12 protein-coding genes are annotated in these 13,647 nt (G+C 39.6%); 2 read left to right on the top strand and 10 right to left on the bottom strand.

The annotated features are described in order from the left end of the window. Positions 1 to 3: 3 nt before the first annotated feature. The 3 genes from VOI17_RS09750 to VOI17_RS09740 form a co-directional block, all read right to left on the bottom strand. Positions 4 to 531 (bottom strand): class I SAM-dependent methyltransferase, encoded by a 528-nt coding sequence (locus VOI17_RS09750; protein ID WP_323757063.1) that lies wholly within the window; start codon positions 529 to 531, stop codon positions 4 to 6. Next, the gene (locus VOI17_RS09745) at positions 524 to 1,756 is read right to left on the bottom strand and encodes a glycosyltransferase family 4 protein (protein ID WP_323757062.1); all 1,233 of its coding nucleotides are present in this window, start codon (positions 1,754 to 1,756) and stop codon (positions 524 to 526) included. The genes VOI17_RS09750 and VOI17_RS09745 overlap by 8 nt, the downstream gene beginning before the upstream one ends. 74 nt (positions 1,757 to 1,830) lie before the next feature. After that, on the bottom strand, positions 1,831 to 4,269 hold the full coding sequence (locus tag VOI17_RS09740; protein WP_323757061.1) for a YfhO family protein: 2,439 nt from the start codon (positions 4,267 to 4,269) through the stop codon (positions 1,831 to 1,833). A 145-nt stretch (positions 4,270 to 4,414) separates the two neighbouring features. Here VOI17_RS09740 and ffh point away from each other — a divergent pair, with 145 nt between their 5' ends. Beyond that, positions 4,415 to 5,746, top strand: coding sequence for a signal recognition particle protein (gene ffh, locus VOI17_RS09735; RefSeq protein WP_323757060.1), 1,332 nt, complete (start codon positions 4,415 to 4,417; stop codon positions 5,744 to 5,746). A gap of 11 nt (positions 5,747 to 5,757) precedes the next feature. Here ffh and VOI17_RS09730 read toward each other — a convergent pair whose 3' ends face one another. The 4 genes from VOI17_RS09730 to VOI17_RS09715 all read right to left on the bottom strand — a co-directional run bounded on the left by VOI17_RS09730 (position 5,758) and on the right by VOI17_RS09715 (position 10,093). Further along, entirely contained in the window at positions 5,758 to 6,468 is a 711-nt protein-coding gene (locus tag VOI17_RS09730) for a hypothetical protein (protein WP_323757059.1), read from the bottom strand. A 252-nt stretch (positions 6,469 to 6,720) separates the two neighbouring features. After that, on the bottom strand, positions 6,721 to 7,266 hold the full coding sequence (locus tag VOI17_RS09725; protein WP_323757058.1) for a hypothetical protein: 546 nt from the start codon (positions 7,264 to 7,266) through the stop codon (positions 6,721 to 6,723). 12 nt (positions 7,267 to 7,278) lie between these two features. Beyond that, positions 7,279 to 8,256 (bottom strand): pyruvate dehydrogenase complex E1 component subunit beta, encoded by a 978-nt coding sequence (locus VOI17_RS09720; protein WP_323757057.1) that lies wholly within the window; start codon positions 8,254 to 8,256, stop codon positions 7,279 to 7,281. Between the two features lie 133 nt (positions 8,257 to 8,389). Further along, a complete protein-coding gene (locus VOI17_RS09715; protein ID WP_323757056.1) occupies positions 8,390 to 10,093 on the bottom strand; it encodes a tetratricopeptide repeat protein in 1,704 nt (567 codons plus the stop codon). A gap of 216 nt (positions 10,094 to 10,309) precedes the next feature. Here VOI17_RS09715 and VOI17_RS09710 point away from each other — a divergent pair, with 216 nt between their 5' ends. After that, positions 10,310 to 10,528, top strand: a complete 219-nt coding sequence (locus VOI17_RS09710) for a PspC domain-containing protein (protein WP_323757055.1) — start codon at positions 10,310 to 10,312, stop codon at positions 10,526 to 10,528. On the opposite strand, the gene VOI17_RS09705 is transcribed toward VOI17_RS09710, so the two are convergent. From VOI17_RS09705 to VOI17_RS09695, 3 genes are read right to left on the bottom strand one after another with little or no spacing between them, the layout of a single operon-like run. Beyond that, entirely contained in the window at positions 10,525 to 11,532 is a 1,008-nt protein-coding gene (locus tag VOI17_RS09705; protein WP_323757054.1) for a glycosyltransferase family 2 protein, read from the bottom strand. The genes VOI17_RS09710 and VOI17_RS09705 overlap by 4 nt on opposite strands. Next, positions 11,532 to 11,864: a YbaB/EbfC family nucleoid-associated protein gene (locus VOI17_RS09700; RefSeq protein WP_323757053.1), complete on the bottom strand. Its 333-nt coding sequence runs from the start codon at positions 11,862 to 11,864 to the stop codon at positions 11,532 to 11,534. The genes VOI17_RS09705 and VOI17_RS09700 overlap by 1 nt, the downstream gene beginning before the upstream one ends. A 24-nt stretch (positions 11,865 to 11,888) precedes the next feature. Next, on the bottom strand, positions 11,889 to 13,631 hold the full coding sequence (locus tag VOI17_RS09695) for a gliding motility-associated C-terminal domain-containing protein (RefSeq protein WP_323757052.1): 1,743 nt from the start codon (positions 13,629 to 13,631) through the stop codon (positions 11,889 to 11,891). Positions 13,632 to 13,647: the final 16 nt, after the last annotated feature.

The following is a 13,647-nucleotide window of genomic DNA, read 5'->3' as shown; positions in this document are numbered from 1 at the left end:
GGGTTACCTTTCAGCCTCAATAATATAATAACGTGGTGTGAATTTTCGTAAAATGGGTCTGAAACCAAGTTTCTGAACTGGGCTTACCCATTTTGCTCTGTTTAGGATTTTCCAATCTGACTTTTCTACCAACCAGTCAAATTGCCAATCTTCAAATTCATGAAAATGTTGGTCCCATTCGTCTGATTTATTACGGTAGGCTTTCGCAAACCAAAGACTCAATGGCACTGAAGCAAAAAGTTTGGGGGCTTTTACCTGAGTCAGAATGCCCATTGGGTTGATGAGGTGCTCTAGTACTTCAAACATAGTTACCGCATCATAGCCCTCTTTTGCAATGATTTCGGGATTTAGGTCGAAATCCACTCCGTAGGCGTTGTCTACTTGGTAGCCATAGTCTGTCAAATATGAAGACATGTCATTCGGAGTGCCTAAATCCAAGATTTTGCTTCCTTTCGGAAGAGACCCTTTCATGAATTCAAGTGTTTGCTCGAACCTTCTGAATTTAGTAATCTGCTTATTTTTGTCAGTCATTGGATTCAAGTAATTGCTGGTATTCGTTAATGAGTATTTTGCCTGTTGCTTCCCAGTTGGCGTTCTGATTCATAGTGGCTTCGTAACCGTTTTTACCAAGTTGGTCGTAAAGCACTTTGTTCAAATATAGTGTTTCAACTTTATTCGCGAAGTCTTTTGAATCCCCACCTTCAAAAACTAACCCGCTGTTGAGTTCTTCAACCACGCGTTTTAGCGGAGGTGCATCACTGACTAACACTGGCTTCCCGACCATCATACCCTGATAAAGCTTATGAGGGATTGTGTTGTCGGTGTGTCCGTTTCTATTGTGGGGAATCAAGTTTACGTCCGCAAAAGCCATGTAGGAGAAGAACTTAGAAAACGGCTGATAGCCATTGATTTTTACTTGATTTCCGATGCCGTGCTTCTTAATTAAGTCTTCTAGCCAATGGCGGGTGGCGGTAGAAAGTGTGCCGGTAAGTTCCAGCCTGATTTTAGGGTGATGTTTAAGAAAAGCCAAACCTTCAATAGCTACATCGACTCCTCTGTGAGGACCAACGCCTCCAGTGTAGGCTAGTATGAAATCACCTTCATTACGTTCGTAAATATTTTCAAATGACTCCTGATTTAGGAAATCTTTTCCTTCGGAGTTAGTAATTGTATTGATTTTGGAGAAAGGAATATTGTGAAGTTGGTGAATTCTTTCTGCCATTTCTTCAACAACGACAATCACTTTATCGGCCGAGTGAGCCATCTCTCTTTCGTACTTTAACCATTTATCAAATCCAAAAAAACATTTGTTCTTTAAACGAATTAGTGGATTCTTTTTCCATTTGAACCAAACTTTTAAAGCCTCGGGATAATTCTCATGGAAATCCAGAACAACTTTTACCCCCGTTTTCTTTTTAAGCTGTATTGCCGTTTTGGCCAAGGGCAAATCATGAACATGAATTGCATCAAATTGCTCCTTACTGTGTAGCCAGTATAGTCTTTTATAAAACATAGGCTGAAAGAAACCTAAGAAAACGAGAAGCACATCCCAAATCCCCCTCCAAAAAAAAGTTTGAGCAATTGGGATTCTGTGAACCTTAATTCCATTAACCATTTCGGTTTTTAGCTCACTTTTTCTTTGAAGGCAAATTAGGTGAATTTCAAATCCAGCTTCATTAAGAGAAGAGACTTCCTTGGTTACACGAATGTCGTTCGGGTAAAATTCATGTAGAAGCATGCAGATTTTCTTGCCCATAGCTTCAAATTTAGGGTTGAATTTTTGATTATGAGAGGTGATACCGCTTTTTATAAAAATATATACGGAATGGACTAGGTGTTTTTAGGTCTTAAACTCCAATACACTGTTCCTAAAAACATCAACACCACCAAAATAGAGAAAATCCTCATCACTATTTTTCCTGTGCTGTAGATCGCGGGCTTGAATTCAAAAACTATTTCATGGTTTCCAGCAGGGATTTCCAATGCACGAAGCACATAATTAGCACGAAGCATTTCTACTGGCTGGCCATCGATGGTTACTTTAAAGCCTTTCGGGTAATAGATTTCTGAGAATACCGCAAAGCCATCTCCCGAATTCTGACTGTTGTATTTCCAATATCCAGGGTGATAATCCACTAGGTCTATTTTCCCGTCCGAGCTTAAGTTCGTTGCTTTTAAATCGAATTCAGAAGTGTTAACGACTGCTTCCGTTTTAGTGTCAAGGTTGTTGATGGAGTTAAATTCACCATCAGGAGAATCTACTTCGACTAAGTTGTCTACAAACCAAGCGGCACCATTGGCCGAATTGTTAGTTAACACGCCTTGAGGAGATGAAGGATCAATAATAAGATAATGGGTATTTAACATATTCAATACCCCAAAACCTCCAATATCAGTATTTCCACTTTTAATGTTATCGGTCAATTCCTGCATTTCAGGAAAGATGTTTTTGTCGATTAACTCTTGATATCTTCTCAAGCGGGCTCCATGATATCCATTTATCGTATGGTGATGGTAAGACGATTGAGCACCATAAAAGGAAGAAGTGAGGTTTAATACTCGATCTCCTAGACTTTCATTTTGCTTAATGTACCTATCTGCATTGGTTTCTGTAAAGAACTGCGCCCTTGGCGATGTAGCAAAGTTGGCTTCTCCAATAAAACGCCCTGCAATTAGGCTTACATCTAAAATCCCCAACAAAATCATTAGCCCGAAAGCCATTGGTTTCCCTAGTTTTTTTATGGAATACAAAAAGTAGGTACCTGCAAAAAGCGCGATAAACATAAAGGCACGGAATGCATCATTTCGGAATAAATCCTTACGGTCTTCTTTCAGTGCATTGGCATACTCTACAGGTAACTGTCCATCAAAGAGTGAGTTGAAGCCTAATATTCCTGGAATGATGGCCAATAGCAAGGCTAAACCTCCAGTGGCGCCTAATGCGATCCATAATTTCTTTTGCTGTGCTTTATTCAGTTTTTGATCTATCACCTTTTCTAAGCCTAGCATTCCTAAGAAGATAATGCCGAAAATGGGCATCATAATCGTGAAACTCACCGACCTGAACTTATTATAGCCAGGGAAGTAATCGAAGAGAAAGTTGTTAAGACTAGGTAGGTTTCTACCGTAGCTCATTAAAATTCCCAAAATGGAAATGGCCACTAGCCATATCACATACCTTCTTTCCACAAAGAACATCCCTACTACACAAAGAAATACCATTGTAGCACCAGCATAGTAAGTGGTTGGAGATTCCTTCCCCCAGTAAGTTCTGAGCTGTGGTAGTGTTTGCCTCACTTGCGCTTCAGTAGCGCCCGCTTTTCGTAAAACATCTGCGCTTTTAGAGTCGGTTCCTAATACATCATTTCCTCCTAAAGCATTTGGAATAAATAATGTAAAAGGATCAGCAAGCCCATTACTGTATTGAAAGGCGTAAGTTTTAGATAAGCCATCTTCGTTTAAATCTTGATCGGTTTGCGCTGTTAGCTCAGACGCGCCACGGTTTGAATATTTTCCATACTCGTAAGTCGCATAAAATTCGCCAAAGAAAGTGCCTACTGCTAAAACGGCCGCCAATACTAGTAGTCCCAAACGTTGAGCAAAAGGCTTTAATTCACCTTGTTTTGCTGCATGGATAAGTTGAAGCAAACCGTAAATAGCAACAATAAAAGCCAAGTAATAAGTGATTTGAAGGTGGTTGACCCGCATCTGCATGGCCAAAGCCAAAGCGGTAAGGCTAAAGCCTAACCATTGATTTCTGGTGAAGCAGAGATGAATTCCCCCCATGACCAAAGGCATCAGCGATACCGCTGAGATTCTAGCGTTGTGCCCAGCCGTTATGCCTATAATATTGTAGGAAGAAAGCGCAAAAGTGACAGCGCCAATAATGGCTAGATAGGGCCTCACTTTAAAGCAAAGCAGCATGATGTAGAAGGAAATCATCGAAACGAAGATGATCCTAACCGGGTGGGGTAGTCCAAAACTGATGACTGCGTGCATGGTTTTGATCAACTCATTCCCCCATTTTACACTCACCATATAGGCTGGCATTCCACTAAACATGGAGTTGGTCCAAAGGCCTTCTTCACCTGTTTCGGCACGATAATCCAAAATTTCTTTTGCGCCACCTTCCCACTGTAAAATATCACCTTGGGTTAAAGCTTTGCTTTCAAAAAAAACAGGCTTGAAAAGGATGAGGGTAAGTACTAAGAAAATAGCTATCGCAACTATGTGAGGCAATATGTCCTTCTTAAAATCGACTTTGATCATGTTTGGGAATGTTATGAAGGCACCAATATCTTCATATCAAATGTATTTAAAAAGGTGAAATGTTTTTTTTGGGTTTTTCAATGCGAATTCATCCTTCGTGCTGACGATAATTTTTATATTTTTGCAGTCAATTACAATTGAGAATATGTTTGATAATTTAAGTGGTAAGCTGGATCAGGCGTTTAAAACGCTGAAGGGACAAGGAACAATAACTGAAATTAACGTTGCGGCAACGGTAAAGGAAATCAGGAGGGCTTTAATCTCTGCAGATGTTAACTTTAAAGTAGCCAAGGATGTAACGGATAGGATCAAGGAACAAGCACTTGGACGTGATGTTTTGATTTCTGTTAAGCCAGGCCAACTCTTAGTGAAGATTGTAAGCGAAGAGCTTACCAAGATGATGGGGGGCGAAAAGGCTGACTTTAATACAAAGGGTGACCCTGCTGTGATCTTAATTTCTGGACTTCAAGGTTCGGGTAAAACCACTTTCTCTGGTAAACTGGCCAACATGCTTAAAAAGCAAGGCCGTCAGGTATTGCTAACCGCTTGTGATATTTACCGACCTGCTGCAATTGACCAATTGAAAGTATTGGGAGAGCAAGTAGGAGTGGAGGTATATGCCGAGCCAGAGAATAAGAATGCCCTTCAAATTGCCAACAACGCGATCAAACACGCCAAGGCAACGGGTAAGAAAATTGTAATTGTGGATACTGCTGGACGTTTGGCGGTAGACGAACAAATGATGAATGAAATTGAGGAGCTTAAAAGAGCCCTTAATCCTACCGAAACCTTGTTCGTTGTCGATGCGATGACTGGACAGGATGCGGTGAATACAGCCAAAACCTTTAACGAGCGCCTCGATTTTGATGGTGTTGTGTTAACCAAATTAGATGGTGATACCCGTGGTGGTGCTGCCCTTTCTATCAGAACGGTAGTAGAGAAACCAATCAAGTTCATGTCTACTGGTGAAAAGATGGATGCTATCGATCTTTTCTATCCTGAAAGGATGGCCAGCAGAATTCTTGGAATGGGTGATGTGGTGTCTTTGGTTGAAAAGGCACAAGAAAACTTTGACGAAGAAGAAACACGTAAGCTGAACAAGAAGATTCGTCAGAATAAATTCGATTTTGAAGACTTCCTTTCTCAGCTTGAGCAAATCAAGAAGATGGGTAATATCAAAGACCTTTTGGGAATGATACCAGGCATGGGAAAAGCCATGAAAGGACTCGATATTGATGACGATTCATTCAAGCCAATAGAGGCCATTATCAAATCAATGACCAAGGCTGAAAGGGCCAATCCAGACTTAATTGACGGCAGCAGAAAGAAGAGAATTGCCAGCGGTAGCGGTAGAACTATTCAGGAAGTAAATAACTTAATGAAGCAGTTTGGCGACATGCGTAAAATGATGAAAACCATGAACAAGATGGGTGGAGGGAAAAGAGCCTTGGCCAATCTTGGAGGAATGAGAAGGTAATTCTTAGTTTACTATTTTTGATTTGATTCCCATTCAATATAAGCCTTTTGGTATTGGAAATCTGTGGTTTGAAAAGTGAGTTTGTACTTGAACCCTTTGGGATTTCCCATCGAAGAAAAGCGCGCCATATTAACACTGGTGGAATCTGTATTGGGCTTTTTATTCACTTCATATTCTATATCGGCATCTACTCTGACCCATTTTAGCCTAAATTGATCTAGGTTTTTATTAATCGAATATCCCTTACTCGTCTTTGTTAAGGCACTTTCTGTTTCTAGAAGTGTTTTATTATGATGATCGTTGATCAGCAGTTTGGCTCTACCATACTGATTTAGCAATTCATTGGTTTTGTCGACCGTTAAGAAAGCTTGGATTTGCACCAATAAACTGTCGATGAAAATGAGGTCAATATTGCTGATGTAGTGTGACTCAACCAGGTAGTCCATTTGGTCCAATTGAAAAACTGAAAAGTCTTTGGTGTAAAACTCCCCATAATGTTTGAAAACCCTTTGGTCTAGTTCCGAAATAGACATGCCCAACTCTAATGATGAAAATGATATTTTGTATTTCGGTACCGAACTGTTCACCATGGTGATTGGTGCTCTTGGTGGTTGTACCACTTCTTCTACTTTTTTCTGAGGCACCTCTTTTTGAGGAGCACTACAACCTATTGTAAATAAAAGGATTGTAATCAATAGGGATGGCTGAACTATCTTCTTCAATACAGAACTAATTTTTACGTTAATGTAGAAGAAAAAACTCAAATAAACAAAGAAGCTAAGGTCAGCTCACTGGGAGTTACTTGTTTGCTGCTGTAGCTGGTGCTCGCTTTGAGTGAGTGCCTATTTTGTGATGTACTTGAAGTGCATGCCTTGTAAAGATGAAGAAAGACTAGTCCGCACTAAAAGTGCGAACTAGGGAGCTTTAGAGGTGTTTATCTACTGGTGATAAGCAGAAAAGCGAAATCAATCCTGTTATTTGATAGCTGTCAAAACCTCAAAGTATTGGTCAGGTGTAATGTCCTTCATTTGAATAGCCTTTAAGTCAATAGGCGGAAGTCCATATTTCAAATGAGCGTCCCAAGCATATTCAATAAACCATTCTGGTTCTTTTCCCCAGCGTTTTTCCACTGATCTTCTCTTTAAGAAATCTTCTTTATCAATATTTAGATAAATGGATTGGTCGATTAACGCATTGATATTGGCATTAGCGAACACCAGAATGCCCTCAATGATGACATAATCATAATGGTTTTTTGCTTGGCTGATGGCTTTGTGCCAAGCATTCCAGTCTATGGATTCTGGGAGTTCCCAGTTGGTTAGGCCTTTTACTTTAGGCAGTTGATCTTTGGGGAGTGCGTATTCGTCCTGATGGAGCATTGTGGCGTTCTTTAACTGAATTACCAGCCAATCTGCCAGCGTGGATTTACCTGACCTCGAAACTCCTCCTATAGCGATTACGGTAGACATGGCTAAAAATAAAAAATCCGAACCTATAAGGCTCGGATTCTTAAATATCATTTTTAAAAAAGACTACTTATACATTACAGAATGTACTGCGTCTAGGGTCCTTTTCACATTCGGTAGAATAACGTCTATCAAAGTTGGAGCATAAGGCAATGGTAAGTCCATGCTGTTTACCCTTTTGATTGGTGCGTCTAAATAATCAAAGGCATCTTTTTGTACGTTGAAAGCAATGTCTGTTGCCAATGAAGACAATGGCCAAGCTTCTTCCACAATTACTAAACGGTTTGTTTTCTTCACCGACTTAATGATGGCTGGATAGTCAATAGGTCGTACAGAACGAAGGTTGATTACCTCAGCGCTAATTCCGTCTTTGGCCAATTCACCCGCTGCCTCGTGGGCTATTTTCATCATTTTACCGAAAGAAACCAAAGTAACATCAGTTCCTTCGCGCTCAATGTGTGCTTTACCAATTTCTAAAATGTATTCTTCTTCAGGCACCTCGCCCTTATCGCCATACATTACTTCAGACTCCATAAAGATCACAGGGTCGCTATCGCGAATGGCGGCTTTTAACAAACCTTTAGCATCGTAAGGGGTAGAAGGAACCACCACTTTCAATCCTGGGGTGTTGGCAAACCAGTTCTCAAAGTTTTGAGAGTGCTGAGAACTCAACATACCTGCGTTTCCTGTAGGGCCTCTAAACACGATAGGAACCGAGTATTGTCCACCTGACATCGACATCATTTTAGCAGCCGAGTTGATGACTTGATCAATGGCTACTAGTGAGAAGTTGAAGGTCATAAACTCGATGATGGGCTTAAGACCATTCATCGCAGCACCAACACCGATTCCTGCGAACCCTAGTTCCGCAATGGGGGTGTCGATTACTCTTTCTGGGCCAAACTCGTCTAACATGCCTTGGCTCACTTTGTAAGCACCATTATACTCGGCCACTTCTTCTCCCATAAGAAAGATTTTATCATCCTTTCTCATTTCCTCAGACATGGCTTCTCTCAGGGCTTCACGAAACTGTATTTCTCTCATTCATCTAGGGGTTAATGGCCGTAAAAATAAACATTCAGTACTCAATTCACAAAGAAAGATTGACAAGAGTAATGGTCATAAAAAAAGGCTCTGAATTTGCATCCAGAGCCCTTTTTTGAATTTTAATATTGAATTACTTCATGATATCAATGAATGCTTGAGTACCACTGAACTCTCTGAACTCTAAATCAGATAATGCTTTAGCTTTCAAAGAAGAGTCAGCATTTACTGCATTTCTCAAGTTTTCGATTACTTTGTTTTCATTGCTCTGACGGGCAGCAGCAACTGCAGCTAAGTAATGTGCCCAAACAAATCCTCTATCATTAGTGATAACAGACTCTAAAGTAGATTGCGCATTTCTGAAATCTTTTTTCAACAACTGAACCATACCTTTATTGTATTGATCAATTGAACGGTTTGTTGCGTTACCCAATGTGCTTAACGCTGCATCGTAGTTACCCATTTTAATTTCAACCGCGCCTTTAGCGCCATTAACACCTTGTCTAACATCGTTACCAGGGTTCATTGTTAAAGCTTTGTTTAAAGCATCAAGAGCCGCTTGGTTGTTGTTCTGCATAGCTTGCGCCATTCCTAAGTTTGCTTGCGCTTGAACGTTCGCATTCTTTTGGTTAGAAATTTCGAAATGGTTAATAGCATCTCTCAACATGTTTGTTTTGTCTCTTCCAGAAGCAGTCATTGCCATTTCCATAGTTACAGCACCTAGGTTGTTGTGAACTGCCCAAGTATCGTTCTTCTTAGCCGCAGCTTCGTAGATTGATTTTTTCTCTTCTAAAGAAGGAGAGAAAGAAGCAGCATATGCTAATTCTTCACCTGAAAGTTGGTCAGCAGATCCTCTTCCTTGAGCAATAGATTTTGCTAGAGTGATAATCTCTTCTCTCGATTTCTTAGGCTTGATAGTTAAAACTTCAGTTTTAGCAGTTCTCAATTGAGGATAGATGTCTTTGAATACTTGCTTGTAAGTACCCAATTTCTGAAGTTGTTTTTCTTTTTGTTCGAAAGAACCTGAACCATTTATGATGTTAGTCCACTCTGATTTTTGAGAAGAAGAGATACCATTATAGCTAGAAAGCATTGCTTTTAAGCTGTTCCAATCGTCAACAACGGGCTTAGTAATGAATCTAATTTGACTAGCCATTCCTTGGTAGTCATATTTGTCCATTTGCTCTCTGTACCATGTTTCTATGGCTACAGCTCTTTCTTTTGCCAAGTCAGCATTAATTCTGTCTTTACCTTCTGGTGAGTGAGTACCAGTAATAGATACTGTTTTCGTTGCATTTTTTTCTGCGATATAAGCAGCGAATCTTGTTCCTCTGTCACTATTTTTTTCTACTGGTCTTAAAACCGATCTTCCTTGCTCGAAAAAGAACTCTACGTTAGTAGGGATCAACTCTTCTTGGTCATTATAACCATGAGGGGCATATGAAGCAAAGTAAGAGGATTGAACTAAAGTAGAAGTTGTGATTAAACCTTCAGCAATGATAAGTTTTTCAGATTCTACAAAGTTTCCAGTTTTAGGGTTTGAAGCAACTCCTTGAACTAATATGTTTCCACGAGACATAGCAGGATCATATGCGAAAGAATATTCCTTTGAAGCCTTTGGTTGCTCAGTAGTAGCGTTAGGGTAATCTTTTTCGTTGAAAACAACTGGAGCCAATTGTTTTTCTTGACTGCCGTATTGATAATACGTATTGAGTGTATATACTTTTTTACGTTTTAACATCTTCACAGGCAGATTTGCCGACATTGTGAACTTCACTTCGTTCCCGTGAACTTCCAATGGAGATGGCTCAACTGTAAGTCCCTGGTCTTTAGACATTCTTGCCATTTTGCTTAATGCGCAACCAGACATTGATAAGATACCAAGTATCAAGAATGGAAAAAATAGTTTAGCTGTTTGGGTTTTCATATTATTTTAAATTGATTTAGAACAGTATAGCCTTAAATTTAGGATTGCAAGTTTAATAAAATTTTAATGGATTCCGATTTTAACCTTTAATAAATTGTTTTGTAAATTTGTTGTAATATTTGTTCAATGGAAAGAATTCAACGGTTTTTTGAAAGTCAAGCTTATGGCGTTTGTGCCAAATTAGGAGAAAAGCTCAATTTGTCAGCTTCCTCTATTCGCTTGTTCTTTATATATGCTTCCTTTATCACCTTTGGTTCGCCATTGCTTGTTTACTTAGGACTCGCTTATATTATTAATTTTCGCAAGCATTTACGTAGAAAACAAAACCCTGTTTGGTATAACTAAGAATTTATTTTTAGGTAGGTTTTCTTCCTTCTTATAAAGTAATCCCAAATGATTAACCCTCTATACCTTGGATTGTTTTGAGATGTTCTTATTGAAGACTTTCGCTTCCTTATTTGGCAAGGAATAGATCGCATAAAATCGAAATGAGCTCTGATAATGGCTACTCCATGAGGTAGGCCACTCAGTATTGAGAATTGAATAATAGCAAGCCAATCAAGAAACAAACGAATGGGAAACTTCCAGGAAAGGTCTGATGTGTTTTCATTCTTTAAAAGAATACTTAATCCATTCCTGAAGTTTAAATAAGTCTTTTTCGGACTCGACTTGTCTAAAGTTCCTCCACCTAAGTGGTAAACAACACTTTCTGGGCAAACCTTAACTTTATAGCCTAGATTCCAAAAACGCCAGCAAAGATCAATTTCTTCCATATGGGCAAAGAAATCCTCGTCTAAGCCTCCTGCTTCGAAATAGGCTGATCGCCTTACAAAAAGAGAAGCTCCTGAGGCCCAAAAAACATCTTGCGTTTCTTGATACTGATTTTTGTCTTCCTCAATAGTGTGAAAAACTCTGCCCCTGCAAAAAGGATAGCCAAGTATGTCTAAATATCCACCAGACGCTCCTGCGTATTCAAAATGAGTTTTTTTCTTTAGGTCAAGAATTTTAGGTTGAACTGCAGCCAAATTACTGTCTGACTCCATTAGCTTCAATATCGGGTCGATCCAGCCTTCTGTTACCTGTACATCTGTATTAAGTAGCACCACAAACTCATGTTCTAATTCCTTTAGGGCTTTATTATACCCACCACAAAATCCGGAGTTTTCAGCATAAGAAATCACTCTAACGGTAGGATAGTTGCTCTTCAGGAATTCAAGAGTGTCATCTGTCGAACCATTATCGATTACAACGATATCATAACCGTTGCTGAACTGAACAACGGATGGTAAGAAGTTTTCTAGGTGAGTTTTGCCGTTGTAATTAAGTAAGGCAACCGATATTTTTGACATTAGAACATGTTACCTAAGTCCATTCCTGGGATATTGGGCATAATACCCTCGGTACTTTTTCTGATTTCTTCTTTAGCACTAACGTCTGCTTTTTCAAGGGCATTGTTAATGGCTGCTACGGTAAGGTCCTGCACCGTTTCCTTGTCTTCTTTGCTCATCAAGGCTTCATCAATTTCGATTGAGATGACCTGCTTTTTGCCATTTACAGTGGCTTTTACCATCCCGGCACCAGCCTCACCTGTTTCATGAATGTATTCTAGCTTGTCCTGGGCTTCCTTCATTTTGGACTGCATCTCCTTCACCTTGCCCATCATTTTCATCATATCGAACATAAGCTTCTTATTTTTTACCCAAAACTATCGAATTAATACTAAAGTTCCGGTTTGTTGAATGGTGGAATTCCCTGCATCTTGAAATGAAATACGGTAAGCATAGCCCCCAATGCTGGCAGGAGTGCCATTGAAATTGCCATCCCAACCGATACTAGGGTTGGTTGAGTTGAAAATCAAATTACCCCAACGGTCAAAAATTTGCATTCTGAAATTAACGAATACGCCATCCCCAACAGTAAAGGTGTCATTTTCGCCATCACCGTTAGGAGTAAAGGCATTGGGTAAACGTATTGTACCAATGGAAAGTGGGAAACAAAACTCAGGGCTCATTTCAGAAATATTTCCGCAGTCGTCCTCATAGGTAACAGTATAACATAGTTCTAATTGACCCGATCTTAAATTGCTATCGGTAAAGTCTGGGGTTTCTGATGTTCCGATAGGGCTAAAGGTATCATCTGGATTCTTTTTGTAAATGGTGTAGGTTGTTGTGTTTATTATTGCCTGATCGAAGTCAATCTGAAAAGTGGCATTGACTAATTCACCTACCATATTTTGAATGGCTGGGGGGCTGAGGGTTCCGCTTAAGTCTGGAATAATGACTGCACTCTTGGAAGTAGCTGTTCCAAAGGAGGCTTTGAAATAATAGTTTTCCACCAGAGTGCAATTGCTTAACAGACGCTGCGCTGTTCCTGCGTTTGTAGTGAATGTTTCCTGAGCACTATTCTTTTCGTAAAATTGAATTTGAGTAAGACCATTGGCGTTGGAATTAAAATCAAAATCAATTTGAATGTCCGAATTGACATAGGTAGCACTAGATTGGGCGGCTACAGAATAAATAGTTTCTGAAGGAACCGCATCGGCATTACAACGATCTGCACTTTCAATCTTAACCGAATACACCGTATTGATGAAATCGAAAAGACCATTGGTGTAAGTGTAGCTCGTTGCGTTTATGCTTGGATCTAAAGTAACAAGGTCTGTTTGACTTCCATCTTCAGATTCAATCATTAAAGTGTGTATGATTCTACTGTCCAAGCTTTCATAGTTAATTTCAACCATGCTAGCATCCAAGACTTCAAGGCTATTGATGACTGGAGTGGGGGAGCTGTCAAGCGTGGTAATTGACTTTGTGATGCTAGAACAGTTTGTGGTATTCCCAGAGGCAAGCCCTACTACTTCTATGTCATAATCACCAGCAACAGCATAAGTATGTGGGGTTTCTGTTAAGATTGGGGTTTTATTGACAATTTTATCACTTCCATCGCCAAAATTGATACGATAGCTATCGTAGTTGTCTTGGTCAGAATCAATTACTACTGACACCTCATTATTGGCGCAGGCAAAGATATTGTAGGTGGGTTCAATGGCTTCTATGACTGTGATTTTAACAAAACTAACTATACTGCCAGCAGGTGCATTACCGTTGAGTTGAATTAGATAATAAACACCTGGTATACTATAGTTGTGGGCATTGATATTTTGTAGCTCACCATTCATGCAGCTCGAGGGGTCTGCTTGATAATTTGCACTACAGCTTTCTGGGTTTAGAGTGTTTTCGAAGTTATACTGTATTGAACCTCCGCCACCTAAAAGGTTGTTGGGTTCAACATAGAATGGAGCACAACCTACCACTTCACTAACCTCAAAATTACCATTTGGCGTACTGGCTGTTTGTGCACTTATCTTATTTGAAAACACAAAAAGCATTAAAATCACAACACCTAAAGGCATAATGAATTTTGAAAGTGCTTTTGAGTGAATATTCAATTCAGTATAAATTTGA

The organism is Roseivirga sp., assembly GCF_034669765.1.
Classification (GTDB): domain Bacteria; phylum Bacteroidota; class Bacteroidia; order Cytophagales; family Cyclobacteriaceae; genus Roseivirga.
This window is presented reverse-complemented; position numbering and strand designations above follow the sequence as displayed.

Excerpts from the sequence above, each read along its gene's own strand:
- VOI17_RS09710 (WP_323757055.1), top strand. The coding sequence starts at position 10,310 with ATGGAAAGAATTCAACGGTTTTTTGAAAGTCAAGCTTATGGCGTTTGT.
- VOI17_RS09740 (WP_323757061.1), bottom strand. The coding sequence starts at position 4,269 with ATGATCAAAGTCGATTTTAAGAAGGACATATTGCCTCACATAGTTGCG.
- ffh (WP_323757060.1), top strand. The coding sequence starts at position 4,415 with ATGTTTGATAATTTAAGTGGTAAGCTGGATCAGGCGTTTAAAACGCTG.
- VOI17_RS09725 (WP_323757058.1), bottom strand. The coding sequence starts at position 7,266 with ATGATATTTAAGAATCCGAGCCTTATAGGTTCGGATTTTTTATTTTTA.
- VOI17_RS09750 (WP_323757063.1), bottom strand. The coding sequence starts at position 531 with ATGACTGACAAAAATAAGCAGATTACTAAATTCAGAAGGTTCGAGCAA.
- VOI17_RS09715 (WP_323757056.1), bottom strand. The coding sequence starts at position 10,093 with ATGTCTAAAGACCAGGGACTTACAGTTGAGCCATCTCCATTGGAAGTT.
- VOI17_RS09720 (WP_323757057.1), bottom strand. The coding sequence starts at position 8,256 with ATGAGAGAAATACAGTTTCGTGAAGCCCTGAGAGAAGCCATGTCTGAG.
- VOI17_RS09705 (WP_323757054.1), bottom strand. The coding sequence starts at position 11,532 with ATGTCAAAAATATCGGTTGCCTTACTTAATTACAACGGCAAAACTCAC.
- VOI17_RS09745 (WP_323757062.1), bottom strand. The coding sequence starts at position 1,756 with ATGGGCAAGAAAATCTGCATGCTTCTACATGAATTTTACCCGAACGAC.
- VOI17_RS09700 (WP_323757053.1), bottom strand. The coding sequence starts at position 11,864 with ATGTTCGATATGATGAAAATGATGGGCAAGGTGAAGGAGATGCAGTCC.